35 protein-coding genes are annotated in these 21,565 nt (G+C 47.4%); all 35 read left to right on the top strand.

The window, feature by feature from the left end:
• The first annotated feature begins 488 nt into the window (after positions 1 to 488).
• Complete coding sequence (gene rpsL, locus FKCLFG_RS00765) at positions 489 to 872, top strand: 30S ribosomal protein S12 (protein WP_472614349.1); 384 nt, start codon at positions 489 to 491, stop codon at positions 870 to 872.
• Between the two features lie 129 nt (positions 873 to 1,001).
• Positions 1,002 to 1,472, top strand: a complete 471-nt coding sequence (gene rpsG, locus FKCLFG_RS00770) for a 30S ribosomal protein S7 (RefSeq protein ID WP_472614350.1) — start codon at positions 1,002 to 1,004, stop codon at positions 1,470 to 1,472.
• A 126-nt stretch (positions 1,473 to 1,598) separates the two neighbouring features.
• Entirely contained in the window at positions 1,599 to 3,704 is a 2,106-nt protein-coding gene (fusA, locus tag FKCLFG_RS00775) for an elongation factor G (RefSeq protein ID WP_472614351.1), read from the top strand.
• Positions 3,705 to 3,786: 82 nt separating this feature from the next.
• Positions 3,787 to 4,977 carry an elongation factor Tu gene (gene tuf / locus FKCLFG_RS00780; protein ID WP_472614340.1) on the top strand — a complete coding sequence of 397 codons (1,191 nt, stop codon included), beginning with the start codon at positions 3,787 to 3,789 and terminating at the stop codon, positions 4,975 to 4,977.
• Positions 4,978 to 5,063: 86 nt separating this feature from the next.
• Entirely contained in the window at positions 5,064 to 5,375 is a 312-nt protein-coding gene (rpsJ, locus tag FKCLFG_RS00785; RefSeq protein WP_472614352.1) for a 30S ribosomal protein S10, read from the top strand.
• Between the two features lie 141 nt (positions 5,376 to 5,516).
• The gene (gene rplC / locus FKCLFG_RS00790) at positions 5,517 to 6,185 is read left to right on the top strand and encodes a 50S ribosomal protein L3 (RefSeq protein ID WP_472614353.1); all 669 of its coding nucleotides are present in this window, start codon (positions 5,517 to 5,519) and stop codon (positions 6,183 to 6,185) included.
• 3 nt (positions 6,186 to 6,188) lie between these two features.
• Positions 6,189 to 6,809 (top strand): 50S ribosomal protein L4, encoded by a 621-nt coding sequence (gene rplD / locus FKCLFG_RS00795; RefSeq protein ID WP_472614354.1) that lies wholly within the window; start codon positions 6,189 to 6,191, stop codon positions 6,807 to 6,809.
• Complete coding sequence (gene rplW, locus FKCLFG_RS00800; protein WP_472614355.1) at positions 6,806 to 7,123, top strand: 50S ribosomal protein L23; 318 nt, start codon at positions 6,806 to 6,808, stop codon at positions 7,121 to 7,123. Before rplD ends, rplW begins: the two co-directional genes overlap by 4 nt.
• Complete coding sequence (gene rplB, locus FKCLFG_RS00805) at positions 7,123 to 7,950, top strand: 50S ribosomal protein L2 (protein WP_472614356.1); 828 nt, start codon at positions 7,123 to 7,125, stop codon at positions 7,948 to 7,950. The genes rplW and rplB overlap by 1 nt, the downstream gene beginning before the upstream one ends.
• Positions 7,951 to 7,960: 10 nt before the next feature.
• Entirely contained in the window at positions 7,961 to 8,236 is a 276-nt protein-coding gene (gene rpsS, locus FKCLFG_RS00810) for a 30S ribosomal protein S19 (RefSeq protein ID WP_472614357.1), read from the top strand.
• 5 nt (positions 8,237 to 8,241) lie between these two features.
• Positions 8,242 to 8,574, top strand: a complete 333-nt coding sequence (gene rplV / locus FKCLFG_RS00815; RefSeq protein WP_472614358.1) for a 50S ribosomal protein L22 — start codon at positions 8,242 to 8,244, stop codon at positions 8,572 to 8,574.
• Between the two features lie 9 nt (positions 8,575 to 8,583).
• Positions 8,584 to 9,435: a 30S ribosomal protein S3 gene (gene rpsC, locus FKCLFG_RS00820; RefSeq protein WP_472614359.1), complete on the top strand. Its 852-nt coding sequence runs from the start codon at positions 8,584 to 8,586 to the stop codon at positions 9,433 to 9,435.
• A 2-nt stretch (positions 9,436 to 9,437) separates the two neighbouring features.
• Complete coding sequence (rplP, locus tag FKCLFG_RS00825) at positions 9,438 to 9,857, top strand: 50S ribosomal protein L16 (RefSeq protein WP_472614360.1); 420 nt, start codon at positions 9,438 to 9,440, stop codon at positions 9,855 to 9,857.
• Between the two features lie 12 nt (positions 9,858 to 9,869).
• Positions 9,870 to 10,061 carry a 50S ribosomal protein L29 gene (rpmC, locus tag FKCLFG_RS00830; protein ID WP_472614361.1) on the top strand — a complete coding sequence of 64 codons (192 nt, stop codon included), beginning with the start codon at positions 9,870 to 9,872 and terminating at the stop codon, positions 10,059 to 10,061.
• The gene (gene rpsQ / locus FKCLFG_RS00835) at positions 10,061 to 10,333 is read left to right on the top strand and encodes a 30S ribosomal protein S17 (RefSeq protein WP_472614362.1); all 273 of its coding nucleotides are present in this window, start codon (positions 10,061 to 10,063) and stop codon (positions 10,331 to 10,333) included. The genes rpmC and rpsQ overlap by 1 nt, the downstream gene beginning before the upstream one ends.
• A 215-nt stretch (positions 10,334 to 10,548) precedes the next feature.
• Positions 10,549 to 10,917: a 50S ribosomal protein L14 gene (gene rplN, locus FKCLFG_RS00840; protein ID WP_472614363.1), complete on the top strand. Its 369-nt coding sequence runs from the start codon at positions 10,549 to 10,551 to the stop codon at positions 10,915 to 10,917.
• A 9-nt stretch (positions 10,918 to 10,926) separates the two neighbouring features.
• Positions 10,927 to 11,241 (top strand): 50S ribosomal protein L24, encoded by a 315-nt coding sequence (gene rplX / locus FKCLFG_RS00845; RefSeq protein ID WP_472614364.1) that lies wholly within the window; start codon positions 10,927 to 10,929, stop codon positions 11,239 to 11,241.
• A 6-nt stretch (positions 11,242 to 11,247) separates the two neighbouring features.
• Positions 11,248 to 11,787, top strand: coding sequence for a 50S ribosomal protein L5 (rplE, locus tag FKCLFG_RS00850; protein ID WP_472614365.1), 540 nt, complete (start codon positions 11,248 to 11,250; stop codon positions 11,785 to 11,787).
• Positions 11,788 to 11,794: 7 nt separating this feature from the next.
• Positions 11,795 to 12,100: a 30S ribosomal protein S14 gene (rpsN, locus tag FKCLFG_RS00855; RefSeq protein WP_081801525.1), complete on the top strand. Its 306-nt coding sequence runs from the start codon at positions 11,795 to 11,797 to the stop codon at positions 12,098 to 12,100.
• 14 nt (positions 12,101 to 12,114) lie between these two features.
• Positions 12,115 to 12,510, top strand: coding sequence for a 30S ribosomal protein S8 (gene rpsH, locus FKCLFG_RS00860; RefSeq protein WP_472614366.1), 396 nt, complete (start codon positions 12,115 to 12,117; stop codon positions 12,508 to 12,510).
• A gap of 10 nt (positions 12,511 to 12,520) precedes the next feature.
• The gene (gene rplF / locus FKCLFG_RS00865; protein ID WP_472614367.1) at positions 12,521 to 13,054 is read left to right on the top strand and encodes a 50S ribosomal protein L6; all 534 of its coding nucleotides are present in this window, start codon (positions 12,521 to 12,523) and stop codon (positions 13,052 to 13,054) included.
• 12 nt (positions 13,055 to 13,066) lie between these two features.
• The gene (gene rplR / locus FKCLFG_RS00870; RefSeq protein ID WP_472614368.1) at positions 13,067 to 13,429 is read left to right on the top strand and encodes a 50S ribosomal protein L18; all 363 of its coding nucleotides are present in this window, start codon (positions 13,067 to 13,069) and stop codon (positions 13,427 to 13,429) included.
• Positions 13,430 to 13,441: 12 nt separating this feature from the next.
• Positions 13,442 to 13,960: a 30S ribosomal protein S5 gene (rpsE, locus tag FKCLFG_RS00875; RefSeq protein ID WP_472614369.1), complete on the top strand. Its 519-nt coding sequence runs from the start codon at positions 13,442 to 13,444 to the stop codon at positions 13,958 to 13,960.
• A 10-nt stretch (positions 13,961 to 13,970) separates the two neighbouring features.
• Positions 13,971 to 14,150, top strand: coding sequence for a 50S ribosomal protein L30 (rpmD, locus tag FKCLFG_RS00880; protein ID WP_472614370.1), 180 nt, complete (start codon positions 13,971 to 13,973; stop codon positions 14,148 to 14,150).
• Positions 14,151 to 14,179: 29 nt separating this feature from the next.
• Positions 14,180 to 14,611, top strand: a complete 432-nt coding sequence (gene rplO / locus FKCLFG_RS00885; protein ID WP_472614371.1) for a 50S ribosomal protein L15 — start codon at positions 14,180 to 14,182, stop codon at positions 14,609 to 14,611.
• Between the two features lie 26 nt (positions 14,612 to 14,637).
• On the top strand, positions 14,638 to 15,954 hold the full coding sequence (gene secY, locus FKCLFG_RS00890) for a preprotein translocase subunit SecY (RefSeq protein ID WP_472614372.1): 1,317 nt from the start codon (positions 14,638 to 14,640) through the stop codon (positions 15,952 to 15,954).
• Positions 15,955 to 15,994: 40 nt separating this feature from the next.
• Positions 15,995 to 16,213, top strand: a complete 219-nt coding sequence (gene infA / locus FKCLFG_RS00895) for a translation initiation factor IF-1 (protein ID WP_472614373.1) — start codon at positions 15,995 to 15,997, stop codon at positions 16,211 to 16,213.
• Between the two features lie 44 nt (positions 16,214 to 16,257).
• Positions 16,258 to 16,371, top strand: coding sequence for a 50S ribosomal protein L36 (gene rpmJ / locus FKCLFG_RS00900; protein ID WP_014004415.1), 114 nt, complete (start codon positions 16,258 to 16,260; stop codon positions 16,369 to 16,371).
• A 26-nt stretch (positions 16,372 to 16,397) separates the two neighbouring features.
• Complete coding sequence (gene rpsM, locus FKCLFG_RS00905; protein ID WP_472614374.1) at positions 16,398 to 16,763, top strand: 30S ribosomal protein S13; 366 nt, start codon at positions 16,398 to 16,400, stop codon at positions 16,761 to 16,763.
• Between the two features lie 43 nt (positions 16,764 to 16,806).
• Positions 16,807 to 17,211: a 30S ribosomal protein S11 gene (gene rpsK, locus FKCLFG_RS00910; RefSeq protein ID WP_025917968.1), complete on the top strand. Its 405-nt coding sequence runs from the start codon at positions 16,807 to 16,809 to the stop codon at positions 17,209 to 17,211.
• A 156-nt stretch (positions 17,212 to 17,367) separates the two neighbouring features.
• On the top strand, positions 17,368 to 17,991 hold the full coding sequence (gene rpsD, locus FKCLFG_RS00915; protein WP_472614375.1) for a 30S ribosomal protein S4: 624 nt from the start codon (positions 17,368 to 17,370) through the stop codon (positions 17,989 to 17,991).
• A gap of 108 nt (positions 17,992 to 18,099) precedes the next feature.
• Entirely contained in the window at positions 18,100 to 19,077 is a 978-nt protein-coding gene (locus FKCLFG_RS00920) for a DNA-directed RNA polymerase subunit alpha (RefSeq protein ID WP_472614376.1), read from the top strand.
• A gap of 152 nt (positions 19,078 to 19,229) precedes the next feature.
• Positions 19,230 to 19,625, top strand: coding sequence for a 50S ribosomal protein L17 (gene rplQ, locus FKCLFG_RS00925; protein WP_472614377.1), 396 nt, complete (start codon positions 19,230 to 19,232; stop codon positions 19,623 to 19,625).
• 162 nt (positions 19,626 to 19,787) lie between these two features.
• Positions 19,788 to 20,720, top strand: coding sequence for an ATP-binding cassette domain-containing protein (locus FKCLFG_RS00930; RefSeq protein WP_472614378.1), 933 nt, complete (start codon positions 19,788 to 19,790; stop codon positions 20,718 to 20,720).
• Between the two features lies 1 nt (position 20,721).
• A complete protein-coding gene (locus tag FKCLFG_RS00935; protein ID WP_472614379.1) occupies positions 20,722 to 21,507 on the top strand; it encodes an ABC transporter permease in 786 nt (261 codons plus the stop codon).
• Positions 21,508 to 21,565 lie beyond the last annotated feature (58 nt).

Genomic DNA, 21,565 nt, shown 5'->3' on the forward strand with positions numbered 1-21,565 from the left:
CTGCATTTTTAGGTTATACACACTGTAAGTGTTTAGTGTGTTTTGCGTTTATACGATATTGAAGATAAAGCAAACTATAGCTAGTATTGTATTTATAGCCGTATTATATATACGGTAAATGGCAATATTTGTATGATACCCCCCCCCATACTATTTATTTTTTGATACTTTGCGTTTCCGTTAAACACGCGGGTGCATTCAATATTAAACTTGCTCAAATTGATTGCGTGAAGCGTGGAATAAGTTGAAGGCACTAATGGAAATTATCCTGCGAAAATAATGCATTTGTTGACTAGCGTTTTACACTGCTTTACACTAGGCAGTTCTCGATTTTAGGCTGAGTGTATTTTGTCTTTGCCGATGCCTGCATTTTTGAGGTTATGAAATCAAGTGGCGTATTGCATGCGCTGTTGTACCAAGTATGCGTCCCTTAATTATAGATTTTGGGGTCATGTTATTAACGTTGTAATTTTGTTGGATTTATAACGATGCCAACCATCAATCAATTGATTCGCCAGCCACGCGTTTCTACGCGTGTCAAGAGCAAATCGCCGGCGCTGGAAAACAGCCCGCAAAAACGCGGAGTCTGCACTCGCGTTTATACAACGACGCCAAAGAAACCAAACTCGGCGTTGCGTAAAGTGGCAAAGGTACGTCTCACTAATGGCTTCGAAGTTATCTCGTACATCGGTGGTGAAGGCCATAATCTGCAAGAGCACAGTGTTGTTCTGCTGCGCGGTGGTCGTGTTAAGGATTTGCCTGGTGTTCGCTATCACATGGTGCGCGGCGCACTGGATACGCAAGGCGTTAAGGATCGTAAGCAGTCGCGGTCTAAATACGGTACTAAGCGCGCTAAAGCTGCCAAGAAATAATCATTCCCGCAATGTCTGTTGTTTGCGGAGTTGTTGTCGGTCCCGAATGGGCCGAGTAAGTGGGTGGTTATGATGGCCATTCGCGAATGCGCCTAGAGTGCATTCAACTGAAGAGATAAAGGAATCGAAATGCCACGTCGTCGTGAAGTCCCCAAGCGCGAAATCCTGCCGGATCCAAAATTCGGTAATGTTGATGTCGCAAAATTTGTAAATGTTTTAATGCTTTCTGGCAAAAAATCTGTTGCTGAAAATATTATCTACGGTGCTTTTGAGCATATTCAAAGCAAATCTGGAAAAGATCCGTTGGAAGTATTCGCTGCTGCGATTGGTAATTGCAAGCCGATGGTTGAGGTAAAATCCCGTCGGGTTGGTGGTGCTAACTATCAAGTTCCAGTAGAGGTGCGGCCAGTTCGTCGGATGGCATTGTCTATGCGCTGGTTGCGTGAGGCGGCTAACAAGCGCAGCGAAAAATCCATGCCGCAACGTCTGGGTGGTGAGTTGCTCGAGGCTGCAGAAGGTCGCGGCGGCGCAATGAAAAAACGCGATGAAGTACATCGTATGGCGGATGCGAACAAGGCATTCTCGCATTTCCGCTTTTAACTGATTGAGCGATCGCTCCTTCAGGTGTGCGAAGGTTGCTATCTGCGTGTTTAATTTATTCGAAGCCGGGCACATTTTTTCAGAAAATGGCGCTCGGTTTTATACATTAAAAATTTAGGATTGAATATGGCTCGCAAGACCCCCATAGAGCGTTACCGCAATATAGGCATATCAGCTCATATTGATGCTGGCAAAACAACTACGACTGAACGCGTTTTGTTCTATACCGGTGTGAATCACAAAATTGGTGAAGTCCATGATGGCGCTGCCACCATGGACTGGATGGAACAAGAGCAAGAGCGTGGAATTACAATCACATCTGCTGCCACCACTTGTTTCTGGAAGGGCATGGGCAATAATTTCCCGGAGCACCATATCAATATTATTGATACCCCGGGTCACGTGGATTTCACTATTGAGGTTGAGCGTTCGATGCGCGTGCTTGATGGTGCCTGCATGGTGTACTGTTCCGTGGGTGGCGTGCAGCCGCAGTCTGAGACTGTGTGGCGCCAGGCCAATAAATACAAAGTGCCGCGTTTGGCATTCGTCAACAAGATGGATCGCACCGGTGCAAACTTCTTCAAAGTCTACGAACAGATGCGTACACGTTTGAAGGCGAATCCAATTCCATTGCAAATCCCGATTGGCGCGGAAGAGAATTTCTTGGGTGTAGTTGACCTGGTCAAGATGAAGGCAATCTATTGGGATGATGCCTCGCAGGGTATGAAGTTTGATTATCGTGAAATCCCCGCTGAGCTCTTGGAAACGGCTAAGGAATGGCGTGAAAAAATGGTGGAAGCAGCAGCTGAAGCTACCGAAGAGTTGATGAATAAATACTTGGATGAAGGTGACTTATCCGAATCCGATATTAAAACCGCCCTGCGCCAACGCACCATTGCGAATGAAATAGTGCCAATGATGTGCGGTACGGCCTTTAAAAATAAGGGTGTGCAAGCCATGCTGGATGGCGTAATTGAGTACCTGCCATCGCCAGTGGATATTCCACCTGTCGGCGGGCTGGACGAAGACGATGAGCCTACAACGCGTAGAGCCGCGGATGATGAGAAATTCTCGGCGCTTGCATTCAAGATCATGACGGACCCGTTTGTCGGGCAACTGATTTTCTTCCGTGTATATTCGGGTATGGCGAAGTCGGGCGATACCGTATTCAATCCAGTCAAAAATAAAAAAGAACGACTTGGCCGTATCCTCCAGATGCACGCCAACCAGCGTGAAGAAATCAAGGAAGTACACGCCGGTGATATTGCAGCAGCGGTAGGTTTGAAAGAGGCTACTACTGGCGAAACGTTGTGCGATCCAAGCGCCATTATTACGCTGGAGCGCATGGTGTTTCCTGAGCCTGTGATTTCACAAGCTGTGGAGCCAAAGACCAAGCAGGATCAGGAAAAAATGGGCCTGGCCCTTAATCGCCTCGCGCAAGAAGACCCATCTTTCCGCGTCAAAACAGATGAAGAATCTGGGCAGACCATAATCTCAGGCATGGGCGAGTTGCACCTTGATATTATCGTTGATCGTATGCGACGTGAATTTAACGTTGAGGCAACGGTGGGTAAGCCGCAAGTTGCTTATCGCGAAACGATTCGTAAGACCTGTGAGGAGATAGAAGGCAAGTTTGTCAAGCAGTCTGGCGGCCGCGGTCAATACGGACACGTTGTACTGAAGCTCGAGCCGCAAGAGCCAGGCAAGGGATTCGAGTTCGTTGATGCGATCAAGGGCGGTACCGTTCCGCGCGAATATATTCCTGCAGTCGAAAAAGGCATCAGAGAGACATTAACTTCAGGTGTCATGGCCGGATATCCGGTCGTGGACGTGAAAGTGACATTGTTTTTCGGTTCATATCACGATGTCGACTCGAATGAAAACGCCTTCCGTATGGCGGCCTCTATGGCTTTCAAAGACGGTTGTCGCAAGGCGAGTCCTGTGATCCTTGAGCCAATGATGGCGGTAGAAGTGGAAACGCCAGAAGATTACGCCGGTACTGTGATGGGTGATTTATCTTCCCGTCGCGGCATGGTTCAAGGTATGGATGAAATTGCTGGTGGTGGCGGTAAAGTAATACGCGCAGAAGTTCCGCTTTCAGAAATGTTTGGTTACTCGACATCGTTGCGGTCTGCAACGCAAGGGCGTGCAACTTACACGATGGAATTCAAACATTATGCTGAAGCGCCAAAGAATGTAGCTGACGCAATCGTTACTGCTAAAAGCAAATAAGCATTCAATCGCATCTCTCACTTCGCAAGGAGTGAGTTTTTAAACAAATATATAAATCGTTCTTTTTGAAGGAAAATTTGAAATGGCAAAAAGCAAATATGAGCGGACCAAGCCGCACGTGAATGTAGGCACGATTGGACACGTTGATCACGGCAAGACCACGCTGACGGCAGCGATTGCGACCGTATTGTCGAAGAAATTTGGTGGCGAAGCCAAGGGTTACGACCAGATTGACAATGCGCCGGAAGAAAAAGCCCGCGGCATCACCATCAACACCTCGCACGTTGAGTACGAAACAGAAGCGCGCCACTACGCCCACGTAGACTGCCCAGGCCACGCCGACTATGTCAAAAACATGATCACCGGCGCAGCACAAATGGACGGAGCAATCCTGGTGTGTTCCGCAGCCGACGGCCCAATGCCGCAAACACGCGAACACATCCTGCTGGCACGTCAAGTTGGCGTACCGTACATCATCGTGTTCCTGAACAAATGCGACATGGTAGATGACGAAGAGCTGCTTGAGCTAGTCGAAATGGAAGTGCGCGAGCTGCTCGTCAAATACGAATTTCCTGGCGACGACCTGCCCATCATCAAAGGCTCCGCCAAGCTGGCACTCGAAGGCGACAAAGGCCCGCTGGGCGAAGAAGCCATCCTCGCCCTGGCCAATGCCCTCGACACCTACATTCCGACTCCGGAACGCGCGATCGACGGTGCCTTCCTGCTGCCAGTAGAAGACGTATTTTCCATCTCTGGACGCGGCACCGTAGTAACCGGACGTATCGAGCGCGGCGTTGTCAAAGTTGGTGAAGAAATTGAAATCATCGGCATCAAAGACACCGTCAAAAGCACCTGCACCGGCGTTGAAATGTTCCACAAGCTGCTTGATCAAGGTCAAGCAGGCGACAACGTAGGCGTACTCTTGCGCGGCACCAAGCGTGAAGACGTAGAGCGTGGCCAAGTACTGGCCAAGCCAGGCTCCATCAAGCCGCACAATCACTTTACGGGTGAAATCTACGTATTGTCCAAAGATGAAGGTGGTCGTCACACGCCGTTCTTCAACAATTACCGTCCGCAGTTCTACTTCCGTACTACCGACGTAACTGGCTCGATCGAATTGCCAAAAGACAAAGAGATGGTCATGCCAGGCGACAACGTCTCCATCACAGTCAAATTGATCAACCCGATTGCGATGGAAGAAGGCTTGCGCTTCGCTATTCGCGAAGGTGGCCGTACTGTAGGCGCTGGCGTCGTTGCAAAAATTCTTGAGTAAATAGCACTCTAGATTTGACGGGAATCGTCAAATCATATCGCCGCGAATGCAGTAGCTTTCGCGGCTCGTTCTTTTAAGGAATAATCATGCAAAATCAAAAAATCCGTATCCGCCTGAAATCGTTTGACTATAAATTAATTGATCAGTCTGCGCTTGAAATTGTTGAAACAGCAAAACGAACTGGCGCGGTAGTTAAGGGACCGGTACCATTGCCAACGCGGATTCAACGCTTTGATGTACTGCGTTCACCGCACGTCAACAAAACTTCCCGCGATCAATTTGAAATCCGTACGCACCAGCGATTAATGGATATCGTGGACCCAACAGATAAGACTGTAGATGCATTGATGAAACTGGATTTGCCTGCTGGTGTGGATGTTGAAATTAAATTACAGTAATTAAAGGCGGACATAACATAACTCGTTGTAAAAATAAAGTTATTGAGTTAAAATAATCGGCTTCAGTGTGAGTTCGCAATTTTGCGTACTCACACATTATCAGTAGTACAAACAGTCAGCCCTGCCCAATCGTAGGTGGGAATGGAGAAAACAATGAGCCTAGGCCTTGTTGGTCGTAAGGTTGGTATGATGCGTATTTTTACGGATGATGGGAATTCAGTTCCTGTGACCGTTCTGGACGTATCAAACAATCGAGTAACACAAATTAAAACGCCTGCTATAGATGGTTATTCCGCAGTGCAGGTTGCATTCGGTCAGCGCCGTGCTTCCAGGGTTAATAAGGCAACTGCTGGTCATCACGCCAAAGCTGGTGTTGAGGCTGGTTCCTTCCTCAAAGAATTTCGTGTCGATTCTGCTAAGGCTTCAGAAATGAAGTCTGGCGATGTGGTGGCCGCTAGCTTGTTTGAGGTTGGTCAAAAAGTTGATGTGCAGGGTGTGACTATAGGTAAGGGTTATGCTGGTGTTATCAAGCGCTATCATTTCTCTTCAGGGCGCGCAACGCACGGTAACTCGCGTTCGCATAATGTGCCGGGATCAATTGGTATGGCGCAGGACCCAGGTCGTGTATTTCCTGGTAAGCGCATGACAGGACATCTGGGTGATGCAACGCGCACAGTGCAGAATCTTGAAATTACGCGTATTGACGCTGAACGCCAACTACTGTTGGTTAAGGGTGCTATACCCGGTGCGAAAAATGGTCAGGTCGTTGTAACGCCTGCTATTAAAGCGCAAGCTAAGAAGGGGGCGTAATCAATGGAACTTAAGCTCCTAAATGATCAAGGACAAGCGGGCTCAAATGTTGCCGCTCCAGATGCGGTATTTGGGCGTGACTACAATGAAGCCTTGATACATCAAGTAGTAGTTGCATATCAAGCGAATGCTCGCAGCGGCAATCGCAAACAAAAAGACCGTCAAGAAGTTCATCACTCGACTAAAAAACCTTGGCGTCAAAAAGGTACTGGGCGCGCACGTGCTGGTATGTCATCCTCACCTTTGTGGCGTGGTGGTGGCCGTATTTTCCCAAATTCACCAGATGAAAACTTCACACACAAAGTTAATAAGAAAATGTATCGCGCGGGTGTTTGCTCGATACTTTCCCAGTTGGCACGTGAAGATCGGTTGCTCGTCATCGAAAATTTGACCTTGGAGGCACCGAAAACGAAACTTCTGTCTCAAAAGCTGAAAGCTATGGGTCTGGATTCGGTGTTGGTAATTACTGATTCTCTGGATGAAAATCTATTGTTGGCGTCGCGCAACCTGCCACATGTTTTGGTGGTTGAGCCACACCAAGCTGATCCAGTTTCTTTGGTTCACTACAAGAAGATCGTGATCACAAAGTCGGCATTGGTCAAGATTGAGGAGATGCTGGCATGAACACGACAGTAAAACATAGCGAAGAGCGTTTATTGAAGGTATTGTTGGCGCCTGTAATTTCTGAAAAAGCTACTTTCGTCGCAGAGAAAAACGAGCAAGTCATTTTTCTCGTAATGCCTGATGCTACTAAGCCAGAAATCAGGGCTGCAGTTGAGTTGCTTTTCAAGGTTCAAGTGGAATCTGTGCAGGTCGCCAATCGAATTGGTAAGCAAAAACGCTCAGGTAAATTTAATGGCCGTCGCAATCATACCAAGCGAGCATTCGTGTGCTTGAAGCCGGGCCAAGAAATCAACTTCTCCGAGGAGGCTAAATAATGGCGCTCGTTAAGGTAAAGCCAACCTCGCCTGGTCGTCGTGGCATGGTTAAAGTTGTAAATGCCGATTTATATAAAGGTCGGCCGTTTGCAGCGCTTATAGAAAAAAAATCGAAGAGTGCGGGCCGAAATAATAATGGTCACATTACGACTCGTCACATCGGAGGCGGTCATAAACAGCATTACCGCGTAATCGATTTTCGTCGTAACAAAGATGGGATCGTGGCAAAAGTAGAGCGTATTGAATACGATCCTAATCGTACGGCAAATATTGCGTTGTTATGCTACGCAGATGGTGAACGTCATTACATCATCGCACCAAAGGGATTGTCAGTTGGTGATCAATTGATGAATGGCCCGCAGGCATCCATTAAATCGGGGAACTGCCTTCCCATTCGCAATATTCCTGTCGGTACAACCATGCATTGCGTTGAGATGCTGCCTGGTAAAGGTGCTCAGATGGCACGTACTGCAGGTGCAGGCGTTGTGCTAATGGCTCGCGACGGTACTTATGCTCAAGTGCGCTTGCGATCTGGAGAAGTGCGGCGCGTTCATATTGAATGCAGAGCTACTGTCGGAGAAGTCGGTAACGGCGAGCACAATTTGCGCAAGATTGGTAAGGCCGGTGCAATGCGCTGGCGTGGTGTTCGTCCTACAGTTCGTGGTGTTGTTATGAACCCTGTAGATCACCCGCACGGTGGTGGTGAAGGTAAAACTGCAGCCGGACGTCATCCAGTGTCGCCATGGGGTCAGCAGACCAAAGGTAAGAAGACGCGTCGCAATAAGCGCACGACTTCTATGATTATCTCGCGCCGTGGCAAGAAATAAGGGGTAGCACATGACACGTTCATTGAAAAAAGGGCCTTTCTGTGACGCCCACTTGGTTAAAAAAGTCGAGACAGCGCAAGCTAACAAAGACAAAAAACCAATTAAGACATGGTCTCGTAGATCAACCATCATGCCTGATTTTATTGGCTTGACAATTGCGGTACATAACGGCAGGCAGCATGTACCTGTTTATGTTTCCGAAAATATGGTTGGCCATAAACTTGGTGAGTTTGCGTTGACACGCACGTTCAAAGGCCATGCTGCCGATAGAAAGGCTAAGAGATAAGGTCCATGATGGAAACTAAAGCAACCCTCCGTGGTGTGCGCTTGTCGGCCCAAAAAGGCCGCCTTGTTGCTGACCTAATCCGCGGCAAAAAAATTGACAACGCACTCAATATTTTGACTTTCAGCCCGAAAAAAGGTGCCGTAATCATCAAAAAAGTACTTGAATCGGCAATCGCAAATGCTGAGCACAATGATGGTGCAGACATTGATGAGTTGACAGTGAAAACTATCTTCGTCGAAAAAGGCTCGGTCCTAAAACGTTTTACTGCGCGCGCTAAAGGCCGTGGTGATCGAATTTCCAAGCAATCCTGTCACATATACGTGACTGTCGGCAACTAAGGAGTCACGATGGGACAGAAGATTCACCCTACCGGTTTTCGTCTTTCGGTTACCCGTAACTGGGGATCGCGTTGGTATGCTGGCAATAGCAATTTTGCCGCTATGCTCAGTGAAGATCTCAAGGCACGTGCCTACCTGAAGAGGAAATTGAAGAACGCGTCTGTTAGTCGTGTTTTAATCGAACGACCTGCAAAAAATGCGCGTTTCACTATTTTTAGCTCACGTCCAGGTGTCGTAATTGGTAAAAAGGGCGAGGACATTGAAGTTCTCAAAACTGAATTGACCAAGATTATGGGCGTGCCTGTCCATGTAAATATCGAAGAAATTCGTAAGCCAGAAACAGATGCGCAATTGATTGCGGATTCAATTGCTCAGCAATTGGAAAAACGTATCATGTTCCGCCGTGCCATGAAGCGCGCAATGCAAAATGCTATGCGTTTAGGTGCTCTTGGCATCAAAATCATGTCATCCGGCCGTTTGAATGGTATCGAAATTGCACGTAAAGAGTGGTATCGCGAAGGGCGTGTACCTCTGCATACTTTGCGCGCAGATATCGATTACGGCTTTGGTGAGGCACAGACAACTTACGGCATTATTGGTATCAAAGTATGGGTATACAAAGGCGATCGTTTACCTAGCGGTGAAACGCCTGTAATAGAAACTCCATTCGATGATGAGAAAAAACGCCGCGGCCCACGTCGCGATGACGGTAAGCCAGCAGGCCGACCACGTGCCAAGAGGGTTGACGGGCCAGTTGCTACAACAGCACCTTCCTCCGTAGCTAAGCGTGTTCACACCAAGAAGCCAGATGGCCTCGTTGATAGTGCAGTAGCGGTATCAGCTGAGAAACCAGGAGAATAATCATGCTGCAACCAGCGCGCAGAAAATATCGTAAAGAGCAAAAAGGCCGGAATACAGGAATCTCCCACTCGCGTGGTACAGCTGTATCTTTCGGTGAATTTGGATTAAAGGCAGTCGCACGCGGACGCATCACAGCGCGTCAAATTGAAGCTGCCCGTCGTGCCATGACTCGTCATATTAAGCGTGGCGGCCGTATTTGGATTCGTATTTTTCCGGATAAGCCAATTTCGCAGAAACCGGCGGAAGTTCGTATGGGTAACGGAAAAGGTAATCCGGAGTATTACGTTGCTGAAATCCAGCCGGGAAAAATGCTGTATGAGATGGATGGTGTAGACGAAGCGTTGGCCCGAGAAGCATTTCGTCTGGCAGCGTCTAAATTGCCGTTATTGACTACGTTTGTCGTGCGTCAAGTCGGCCAATAATAGGAGTGAAACATGAATTTATCTGAGCTCCGTGGCAAAGATCAAGCAGCGCTGACGAAAGAGCTGAATGACCTGCTGAAAGCGCAGTTTAGTCTGCGTATGCAAATCGCTACACAGCAATTAAACAATACTTCACAGCTAAAAAAAGTGCGCCGTGACGTTGCTCGCGTGAAGACTGTCATGAATCTGAAGGACGCCAAGTAATGAACGATCAAGTGAAGCAAACGCTTAAGCGTACTCTGATTGGCAAAGTTGTATCAGACAAGATGGATAAAACTGTCACCGTCCAGATTGAGCGCCACGTCAAGCACCCTTTGTATGGCAAGATCATTATGCGTTCGAACAAGTATCATGCGCATGATGAATCAAACCAGGCTAAAGAAGGTGATACTGTTGAGATACAAGAGGGGCGTCCAATTTCCAAAACTAAGGCTTGGACGGTTACTCGTGTCATACAAGTAGCACAATTAGTATAATTATCTCTTGCAGGCCAAGCCGTTAAATGTAATAATGCTTGGCTTCATTCATGAACTTGAATGAATTTTGCAAAGCCTAGTATGGGTTTCGCAATTCAGCCAGTTTTTCTATAACGTCCACCCAAGCAGTGCGCTTAATAAGTGTTCTGGCGGGACCAAGACTGACCGTTTATGCGCTTGCGCTTTAACCGGGTTAAGTTGGAAAAGAGAATATTATGATTCAAACAGAAAGCCGTCTGGAAGTGGCCGACAATACTGGCGCAAAAGAAGTTTTGTGCATTAAAGTGTTGGGTGGTTCAAAACGTCGCTATGCAGGTATTGGTGATGTGATTAAGGTGACAGTTAAAGTTGCAGCCCCGCGCGGTCGTGTGAAAAAGGGTGAAATATACAATGCAGTAGTGGTACGTACTGCTAAAGGCGTTCGTCGTCAAGATGGTTCTTTGGTTAAGTTTGATAGCAATGCAGCTGTGTTGCTTAATGCAAAGCTGGAGCCAATTGGCACGCGTATTTTTGGGCCGGTAACACGTGAGTTGCGCACTGAGCGCTTCATGAAAATCGTGTCGCTTGCGCCTGAAGTCCTGTAAGGAGTCGTTATGGATAAGATTCGAAAAAGCGACGAAGTCATCGTCTTGACTGGTAAAGATAAAGGCAAGCGTGGAGTTGTTCAGTGTCGTGTAGATGCTGAACATGTAGTTGTTGATGGTATTAACGTAGCTAAAAAAGCAGTTAAGCCTAACCCAATGACTGGCGCAACAGGTGGCATCGTTGATAAGTTGATGCCGATTCATGTGTCCAATATTGCTTTGTTTAATGTGGCAACTGGCAAGGCAGATCGTGTTGGCTTTAAAGATGTGGATGGTGTTAAGGTCCGTGTTTTCAAATCCAGTGGCGAAGTTGTTAAGGTTTAAGAGATCATGGCTCGACTCCAAGAATTCTATAAAGAAAAAATTGTCGCTGGATTGACGGAAAAGTTTTCATATAAATCCGCCATGGAAGTTCCGCGCATTCTTAAGATCACTCTGAACATGGGTTTGTCAGAGGCGGTGGCTGATAAGAAAATTATCGAACACGCGGTTGGTGATTTGACTAAAATTTCAGGTCAGAAGCCAGTTGTCACTAAAGCGCGTAAAGCTATTGCGGGTTTCAAAATTCGCGAAGGTTATCCAATCGGCTGTATGGTAACTTTGCGAGGGGCTCGTATGTATGAGTTTTTGGATCGTTTTATTACGGTTGCAATGCCGCGAGTGCGTGACTTCCGGGGTATTTCCGGCCGCGCATTTGATGGGCGTGGGAACTACAATATTGGCGTCAAAGAACAAATTATTTTCCCCGAAATAGAGTACGACAAGATTGACGCATTGCGTGGTATGAACATCAGTATCACGACTACAGCTAAGAACGACGAAGAAGCTAAAGCACTTCTGGTCGCCTTTAAATTTCCGTTCAGAAACTGAGGACGACATGGCAAAATTGTCACTGATTAACCGTGAGCAGAAACGTGCTGACTTGGTAAAGAAATTTGCCGGTAAGCGCGCAGAATTAAAAGCCATAGTTGATGATCAATCGAAGTCGGAAGAGGAGCGTTATGAGGCGCGTCTCAAGTTGCAAGCGCTTCCGCGCAATGCAAATCCGACGCGTCAGCGTAATCGCTGCTCGCTGACAGGTCGTCCACGTGGTACCTACCGTAAATTCGGTTTGGGCCGTATTAAGCTCCGTGAAATAGCCATGCGCGGCGAAATTCCCGGTATGACTAAAGCTAGCTGGTAATAGGAGTAGATGCAATGAGTATGAGCGATCCTATCGCCGATATGCTGACCCGCATTCGCAACGCACAAAGTGTGAGTAAGCCAACGGTATCAATGCCGTCATCCAAGGTTAAAGTTGCGATTGCCAGTGTCCTAAAGGACGAGGGTTACATTGAGGATTTCGCTGTATCCGAAACTGCGGGTAAAGCTGAACTCAAAATCGGTTTGAAATATTATGTAAATCGTCCCGTCATTGAGCGTTTGGAGCGCGTTTCCCGTCCAGGGTTGCGCGTTTATAAAGGTAAAGACGAGATCCCTAGTGTAATGAATGGCCTGGGTGTGGCAATTGTTTCTACGCCAAAGGGTGTCATGACAGACCGCAAAGCACGCGCAACCGGTGTCGGTGGCGAAGTAATTTGCTACGTGGCCTAAGGAGTTTAAGATGTCTCGTGTAGGTAAAATGCCGATTGCTCTGACGGCCGGTGCTGAAGTCACCATTTCTTCAGACAAAATCGTAGTAAAAGGTCCTTTAGGGATGCTTTCTCAGCCTTTGACAGGTTTGGTAAAAGTTACCAACGACAATGGAGCATTGAAGTTTGATGTTTCGAACGATAGTCGAGAGGCAAATGCGATGTCCGGAACTCTGCGTGCTTTAGTCAATAACATGGTTAATGGTGTGACTAAAGGATTCGAGCGGAAATTAAGCTTGGTGGGTGTTGGCTATCGTGCGCAAGCACAAGGAAATAAGTTAAACCTTTCACTAGGTTTTTCGCATCCGGTAGTGCATCAGATGCCAGAAGGCATTAAATGTGAAACACCAACTCAAACTGAGATTTTGATCAAAGGTGTCGATAAGCAGCGTGTAGGACAGGTTGCTGCTGAAGTTCGCGCTTACCGCAGTCCTGAGCCTTATAAAGGCAAGGGCGTCCGTTATTCGGATGAAGTGGTAAAGCTTAAAGAAACCAAGAAAAAGTAATAGGGGCTGACGATGGACAAGAAAGAATCACGGCTGCGCCGCGGACGTCAAACTCGTGCCAAGATCGCAGAGTTAAAAGTAAACCGTTTATCCGTGCACCGTACCAATCTACATATCTACGCGAACCTTATTGGCCCAGATGCAAAAATTCTTGCTTCAGCTTCTACTATGGAAGCAGAAGTGCGGCAAGAGCTGTCTGGACAGTCTGGCAGGGGTGGCAATGCAGCAGCTGCGACTTTGGTCGGTAAGCGCGTGGCGGAAAAGGCACTTAAAGTAGGAATTACCGAAGTTGCGTTTGATCGCTCCGGTTTCCGTTACCATGGCCGTGTAAAGGCGTTGGCTGAAGCCGCGCGTGAAGCTGGTCTGAAGTTCTAAGGAAGAATCGTCATGGCAAAAATGCAGGCAAAAATGCAAAGCGACAAGCCCGATGATGGCATGCGCGAAAAAATGATTGCGATTAACCGTGTAACTAAAGTGGTTAAGGGTGGTCGTATCATGGGTTTCGCTGCGTTGACAGTAGTGGGTGACGGCGATGGCCGTATCGGTATGGGCAAAGGTAAATCGAAAGAAGTGCCAGTTGCTGTTCAAAAGGCGATGGAAGAAGCGCGCCGGAATATGATCAAGGTTAGCCTTAAAGACGGTACGCTGCAGCACACTATAACTGGTAAGCATGGCGCATCCAAAGTTCTTATGGCACCGGCTAAAGAAGGTACTGGTGTTATCGCCGGCGGTGCGATGCGCGCGATCTTTGAAGTCATGGGCGTAACTAACGTTGTGGCAAAATCGAACGGCTCAAGCAATCCATACAATTTAGTTCGCGCAACTCTTAACGGCTTGGCTAAGATGAGTACGCCATCTGAAATTGCTGCCAAGCGCGGCAAGTCAGTTGAAGAAATCTTAGGCTAAGGAAGCTCTGATGACAAACACAGTAAAAGTGCAATTAGTCAAAGGCCTGATTGGTACGCGTGAATCTCACCGTGCGACAGTGCGAGGTCTTGGCTTACGCCGTATTAATTCGATTTCTGAGTTGCAGGACACGCCGTCTGTGCGTGGCATGATCAACAAAGTATCGTATCTTGTAAAAGTTGTTGCATAAGGCGTGCAGCCTTACGAACGGAGTAAATCATGGAATTAAATACAATTCAACCTGCCGATGGAGCGAAACACGCAAAGCGTCGTGTTGGCCGCGGTATTGGTTCGGGTCTTGGGAAAACTTCCGGGCGTGGGCATAAGGGTCAAAAATCACGCTCTGGTGGATTCCATAAAGTCGGTTTTGAGGGGGGGCAAATGCCGCTTCAAAGACGGCTGCCAAAACGTGGTTTTAAATCTACAGCTACGCCATTTAAGGCCGAGGTGCGATTATCTGATTTAGAAGCATTGCCATTAGCAGAAATTGACATGTTATCGTTAAAACAGGCTGGTGTAATTGGACAGCTAGCAAAAGTAGTCAGAGTAATTTTTTGCGGTGAACTTACCAAAAAGATTACCACTAAAGGCTTAATTGTGACTAAGGGTGCAAAAGTTGCAATTGAAGCTCTTGGCGGCTCAGTAGCTTAAGTAGTTGGAGTAATCGGAGCATTATATTGGCGACTAGTCCAGCAATAGCTAAAGGAGCATCCGGAGGGTTCCCTTGGGGCCGTCTTTGGTTTCTTCTTTCGGCCTTAGTGGTTTACCGTGTTGGGTCTCATATTCCAGTTCCTGGCATTGATCCTACCCAGTTGGCGCAACTGTTTAAACAAAACCAGGGTGGCATTCTTGGTATGTTTAATATGTTTTCTGGGGGTTCTCTTTCTCGCTTTACCGTATTTGCACTTGGTATCATGCCGTATATTTCGGCCTCGATTATTATGCAACTCATGGCGATTGTGTCACCACAGTTAGAGGCTCTCAAAAAAGAGGGAGAGTCAGGTAGACGCAAGATTACACAATATACGCGTTACGGAACCTTGGTATTGGCCCTTTTTCAAGGTTTTGGAATCGCGGTTGCACTTGAGTCACAAGCTGGGTTAGTAATTGATCCCGGCATGGCGTTCAGATTCACCTCTGTAGTAACGTTACTCACAGGCACAATGTTTTTAATGTGGCTGGGTGAGCAAATTACTGAGCGCGGCTTGGGTAATGGCATCTCGATAATTATTTTTGCCGGTATAGCGGCAGGATTGCCAGGAGCGGTTACTGGCCTGTTTGAGTTGGTTCGTACGGGCTCCATGAATGCTCTGTCTGCAATATTTATTTGTTTAGTTGCAGTTGGTGTCACTTTTGTGGTTGTCTTCATTGAACAAGGACAACGCAAGATTCTGGTCAATTATGCAAAGAGGCAAGTTGGTAACAAAATTTATGGAGGGCAAAGTAGTCATTTGCCGTTAAAACTTAATATGGCGGGTGTAATCCCTCCAATTTTTGCTTCATCAATAATTTTGTTTCCCGCTACAATCACCAGCTGGTTTACGTCTGGGGATACTTCAAGCGGATTTGTTCGTTTTTTAAAAGATTTGGCGTCATCAATGGCGCCCGGCGAGCCAATTCACGCATTATTGTACTCAGGCGCAATTATATTCTTCTGTTTCTTTTACACTGCTCTGGTTTTTAATAGTAAGGAAACGGCAGATAACTTGAAAAAGAGCGGTGCATTTGTGCCAGGAATAAGACCAGGCGATCAAACTGCTCGCTATATTGATAAAATCTTGATGAGATTAACTCTAGCGGGCGCTGTATATATAACGCTTGTGTGCTTATTACCAGAATTTCTTATCGCAAGATGGAAAGTGCCATTTTATTTTGGTGGCACATCGTTGTTGATTATTGTTGTTGTAACGATGGATTTTATGGCGCAGGTACAGAATTACGTCATGTCTCAGCAATATGAATCGTTGCTTCGTAAAGCGAATTTCAAGGGCTGAATTCCTTAGCGATAACCGCCCATTAGAAAGAGCAGACCGAATGGCAAAAGATGATGTTATACAGTTGCAGGGAGAAGTGCTTGAGAATCTTCCAAATGCAACATTTCGAGTTAAGTTGGAAAATGGTCATGTGGTTTTAGGTCATATCTCCGGCAAGATGCGCATGAATTATATTCGTATATTGCCGGGCGATAAGGTAACTGTGGAGTTGACGCCATATGATCTAAGCAGGGCGCGGATTGTTTTCCGTACAAAATAGTTTTTAATACGAATCGAACCAAGAAGTGAAAGAAGAGGGCAAAAATGAAAGTTCTCGCATCAGTTAAGCGGATCTGCCGCAATTGCAAAATTATCAAGCGCAAAGGCGTTGTTCGTGTTATTTGCACTGAGCCGCGTCATAAACAGCGCCAAGGTTAATTAGCGTTATTATTGAGGAATAACGAATGGCACGTATTGCAGGGGTTAATATCCCAAACCATCAGCACACTATCATTGGCTTAACAGCCATTTATGGTGTAGGGCGCCCGCGGGCCCAAAAAATTTGTGATAAAACAGGTGTCTTGACGACTAAAAAAGTCAAGGATCTGGATGATAACGAATTGGAAAAACTTCGCGACGAAATAGGTAAATTTATCGTTGAGGGTGATCTGCGTCGTGAAATATCGATGAACATCAAGCGCCTTATGGATCTTGGTTGTTATCGTGGTATGCGCCATCGCAAAGGCTTGCCTTGCCGTGGTCAGCGTACTCGTACCAATGCTCGTACTCGCAAGGGTCCGCGCAAAGCCGCTCAGTCGCTGAAAAAATAATCCGGCGTCAGCTTGATTAGTCTTCGGATTCAAGGAAATAATTATGGCAAAAGCACAGAATAGCGCCGCAGCAGCACGTGTGCGCAAGAAAGTTAAGAAAAACGTTGCTGAAGGTATTGCGCATGTGCATGCCTCTTTCAATAACACCATCATCACCATTACAGATCGCCAAGGTAATGCGCTTTCGTGGGCTACTTCTGGTGGGGCCGGTTTCAAAGGCTCGCGTAAATCGACGCCATTTGCAGCGCAGGTAGCTGCTGAAGCCGCAGGTAAAGTAGCGGTTGAGTGCGGCGTTAAAAATCTGGAGGTCCGTATCAAGGGTCCTGGCCCTGGTCGCGAATCAGCAGTACGCGCATTAAATAATTTGGGTATTAAGATTACACAAATTCAAGATGTGACACCGGTGCCGCATAATGGATGCCGGCCACCTAAGCGTCGCCGCATTTAATCTGCTGTTAATTTCTAAAGCAGATGCAATTACCCGCCAAATAATTTGGCGGTATTTTTTTAAGACCACCGTGTGATTGCAGAGTAATCATACTAGCGCTCGGCTAATCGAAGTTCGATTATGCTTTTGGAGCGTCAATAATTAAAAGGAAATTCCGTGGCACGTTATATTGGACCTAAAGCCAAGCTTTCACGTCGTGAAGGCACTGATCTGTTCCTCAAGAGCGCTCGTCGCTCATTGGATTCAAAATGCAAACTGGATGTGAAGCCTGGTCAACATGGCATCAAGTCTGGCGCTCGCACCTCTGACTATGGTAATCAGTTGCGCGAGAAGCAAAAAGTTAAGCGCATGTACGGTATTCTGGAACGCCAGTTCCGTCGCTATTTTGCGGAAGCAGACCGTCGTAAGGGTAATACCGGCGAGAGTCTACTAACGTTGCTCGAATCACGCTTGGATAATGTTGCGTATCGTATGGGTTTTGGCTCTACCCGCGCTGAAGCGCGCCAATTGGTCAGCCATAAAGCTTTTACGGTAAACGATATCGTTGTTAATATCGCCTCTTATCAAGTTAAGCCAGGTGATGTGATTGCTGTACGTGAGAAATCCAAGAAGCAAGTGCGCATTTTGGAAGCACTTTCTCTGGCAGAGCAAATCGGCATGCCGTTGTGGGTTTCTGTCGATAGCAAAAAAATGGAAGGCACTTTCAAGTCCGTTCCTGATCGCAGCGATATCGCTAAAGATGTCAATGAATCCTTGATCGTCGAACTGTACTCACGTTAATTAACAATTTGGTCGCATTTATCGCCTACTGGTTCACCGGTAGGTATTCTTCATTGTGCCATCAGCCTTATTGGTGTAACGAGCCGAGGGTATTGAAAAGGTCATTTCATGCAAAACAGTTTACTAAAGCCCCGTATTATTGACGTTGAAACCTTGGGTGCGAGTCATGCCAAGGTTGTGATGGAGCCATTCGAGCGGGGTTACGGCCATACACTTGGCAATGCATTACGTCGTGTATTGCTTTCTTCCATGGTTGGCTTTGCACCAACGGAAGTAACGATAGCGGGCGTTGTGCATGAATATTCTTCCCTTGATGGTGTGCAGGAAGACGTTGTTGATTTATTGCTGAACTTGAAGGGGGTTGTATTCAAGGTTCATAACCGCGATGAAGTCACTCTGACTCTTAAAAAAGAGGGTGAAGGCGCTGTTCTGGCTTCGGATATCGATTTGCCGCACGACGTTGAACTCATTAACCCAGATCACGAAATTGCGCATCTTACTGCAGGTGGCAAACTGGACATGCAGATCAAGATTGAAAAAGGTCGTGGCTACGTACCTGGCAACGTTCGTCGATTGGCCGAAGATACAAATAAGACAATTGGCCGAATCATTTTGGATGCCTCTTTCTCGCCAGTGCGTCGGGTGTCATATTCAGTTGAATCGGCGCGCGTTGAGCAGCGCACGGATCTGGATAAATTAGTCATCAATATTGAAACCAATGGTGTAATTTCACCTGAGGAAGCGATTCGTCAATCTGCACGAGTACTGGTTGAGCAGCTGAATGTATTTGCCGCGCTGGAAGGCACAGAAACTGCTGCAGAAGCGCCGTCACGTACGCCTGCAGTTGATCCAATTCTGCTGCGTCCAGTTGACGATCTGGAGTTGACAGTGCGCTCCGCCAACTGCCTCAAAGCCGAAAACATTTACTATATTGGCGATCTGATCCAGCGTAGTGAAAATGAACTGCTCAAAACTCCAAATCTGGGTCGCAAATCCTTGAATGAAATTAAGGAAGTGCTCGCTTCGCGCGGTTTGACTTTGGGCATGAAGCTTGAAAACTGGCCACCTGTCGGTTTGGAAAAGTAATAATTGACGTAAAAATTAACGTGAATAATATTTAATTTATTTGCGACTTGTTTAGTATAATTACGCACTTAATTTTACCGGCCCGCGTAATGGCAGATCAATGCCACTACGATAGAAGAGCTGGGACCAAACTTAACTAGAAAGGAATTACCATGCGTCATCGTCACGGTCTTCGCAAGCTCAATCGCACTTCTTCACATCGTCTAGCTATGCTGCGCAACATGACAGTATCTCTGCTGCGTCATGAAGCGATCAAAACAACACTGCCTAAAGCCAAGGAATTGCGCCGCGTTATTGAACCAATTCTCACTTTGGGTAAGACAGATTCACTGGCTAACAAGCGCCTGGCATTTAACCGTCTGCGCGACCGCGAAATGGTAGTGAAACTATTTGCTGAGTTGGGCCCGCGTTATGCCAATCGTAATGGTGGTTATCTGCGCATCCTGAAGATGGGTTTTCGCGTCGGTGATAATGCGCCTATGGCCTTTATCGAATTGCTTGACCGTCCAGATACAACTGAAGCGGTAGAAATTGCTGATGCTGAATAAGTAGCTGCATTTTAAAAGCGCTTCATCATCAAAAGCCAGGCTATGCCTGGCTTTTGTTTATTTGGGGGCGCGCAATCTGACCTTGCTGATCGAACAGCTCGGACTGAGGGGGAAATGGCGGTAGGATGGCGTTTATCAATTATGTAGCTAAGGAACTATCGGATGCTGCAGTCTGACATCTTAACTGTGGAAAACCTGCATAAATCCTATGGCAAAGGTAATCTGAAAAGCGTCGTAGTAGATAAGCTGTGTTTTTCCTTGCGGCGCGGCGAATGCTATGGATTGCTGGGGCCAAATGGCACCGGCAAGACAACCACGCTGCGTTTATGTCTTGGATTGGCAGCGCCCGATAGCGGCCGAATTACTCTGGCAGGACAAAGTATCCCATCGCATGCCCGGCAGGCCCGTTTGCGTGTAGGAGTAGTGCCGCAGTCAGACAATCTTGATCCCGACTTTACTGTGGCGGAAAACCTGCTGGTCTTCGGGCGCTATTTTGGCATTCCTGACGCGGTCATCAAGACCCGCATTCCCGCCCTGCTTGAGTTCGCCAACTTGACTGCGAAAAAAAATGCGGGCATAGCGGAGTTGTCTGGTGGTATGAGACGGCGCCTTATGCTGGCCCGCGCACTAGTCAATGATCCTGAACTGATTTTCATGGATGAGCCGACTACGGGGCTGGACCCGCAGGCGCGGCATATGCTTTGGGAGCGCCTGAAGACGCTTGTGAGTCAGGGCAAAACCATTCTATTAACCACCCATTTCATGGATGAGGCTGAGCGTTTGTGTGATCGTCTGGCTGTGATCGATCATGGCAGGATGATTGCGGAAGGTTCCCCCAGAAATTTGATTGCCCTGCATATTGAGTCCGAAGTGGTCGAGGTGTACGGTGAAGGCGCCCGCCATTGGTGCGATAGTCTGGGGCGCCATCAATCGGCCCGGATCGAGGTGAGCGGTGAAACGGTTTTTTGTTATACCAATGACGCGCAACAATTGCTGACCAGTTTGCATGCGACAACGGATGTTCGCTTTGTACATCGTCCGGCGAATCTGGAAGATTTGTTTCTAAAACTGACCGGTAGAGCAATACGGGATTAGGATGCATTCTTCAATCTACGCATTACCTTCGTTTTCGCTGCGTTTTCGGTCTATCTGGCAAAGAAATTTCCTGGTCTGGAAAAAACTCGCCATCGCCAGCATTCTCGGCAATATCGCCGATCCATTGATTACTTTGGTGGCCTTTGGCTATGGACTGGGAAGCTTGCTCAAACAAATAGAAGGCATTCCTTACATCAATTATCTCGGCTCAGGCACGATCTGCATGTCGATCATGATGGCAGCCTCTTTCGAGGCGCTGTATTCAGCATTTTCACGCATGCATGTGCAAAAAACCTGGGACGCCTTGCTTAATGCACCGCTGGGGCTGGATGACATCATTCTGGCCGAGATGCTATGGGCCGCTAGTAAAGCCTTGTTTTCAGGCTTGGTTATTCTGGGCGTGCTGCTGTTTTTGGGTATCGGCCAGAACCCGCATACAGCGCTGGTGGTGCCCTTGTCGATTCTCATTGGTATGACATTTGCATCGATGGGGCTGGTAGTCAATGCGCTGGCGCGGGGATATGATTTTTTTACCTACTACTTTACGATGGTACTCACGCCGATGGTATTTTTGTCGGGAGTGTATTATCCGATTGCGCAATTACCGGACTGGTTGCAACTGGTTTCGCGGGTACTGCCGCTGGGCGCTGCCGTCAATCTGGTGCGGCCCTTGATTCTCGGCGCCTGGCCTGCAACGCCGTTGCGCGATTTGGCCTTATTGCTGGCGTATTGCGTGGTGGGATTTTATCTGGCGACGGTGCTGACGCGACGGCGCTTGCTAAAATAATCGTCTTTTTTGGCGCGGCAACGAAGGAACATCTGAATGTTGAAGTGCTTATCCCTAA

The sequence above is a fragment of the Gelidimonas denitrificans genome (assembly GCF_055694065.1).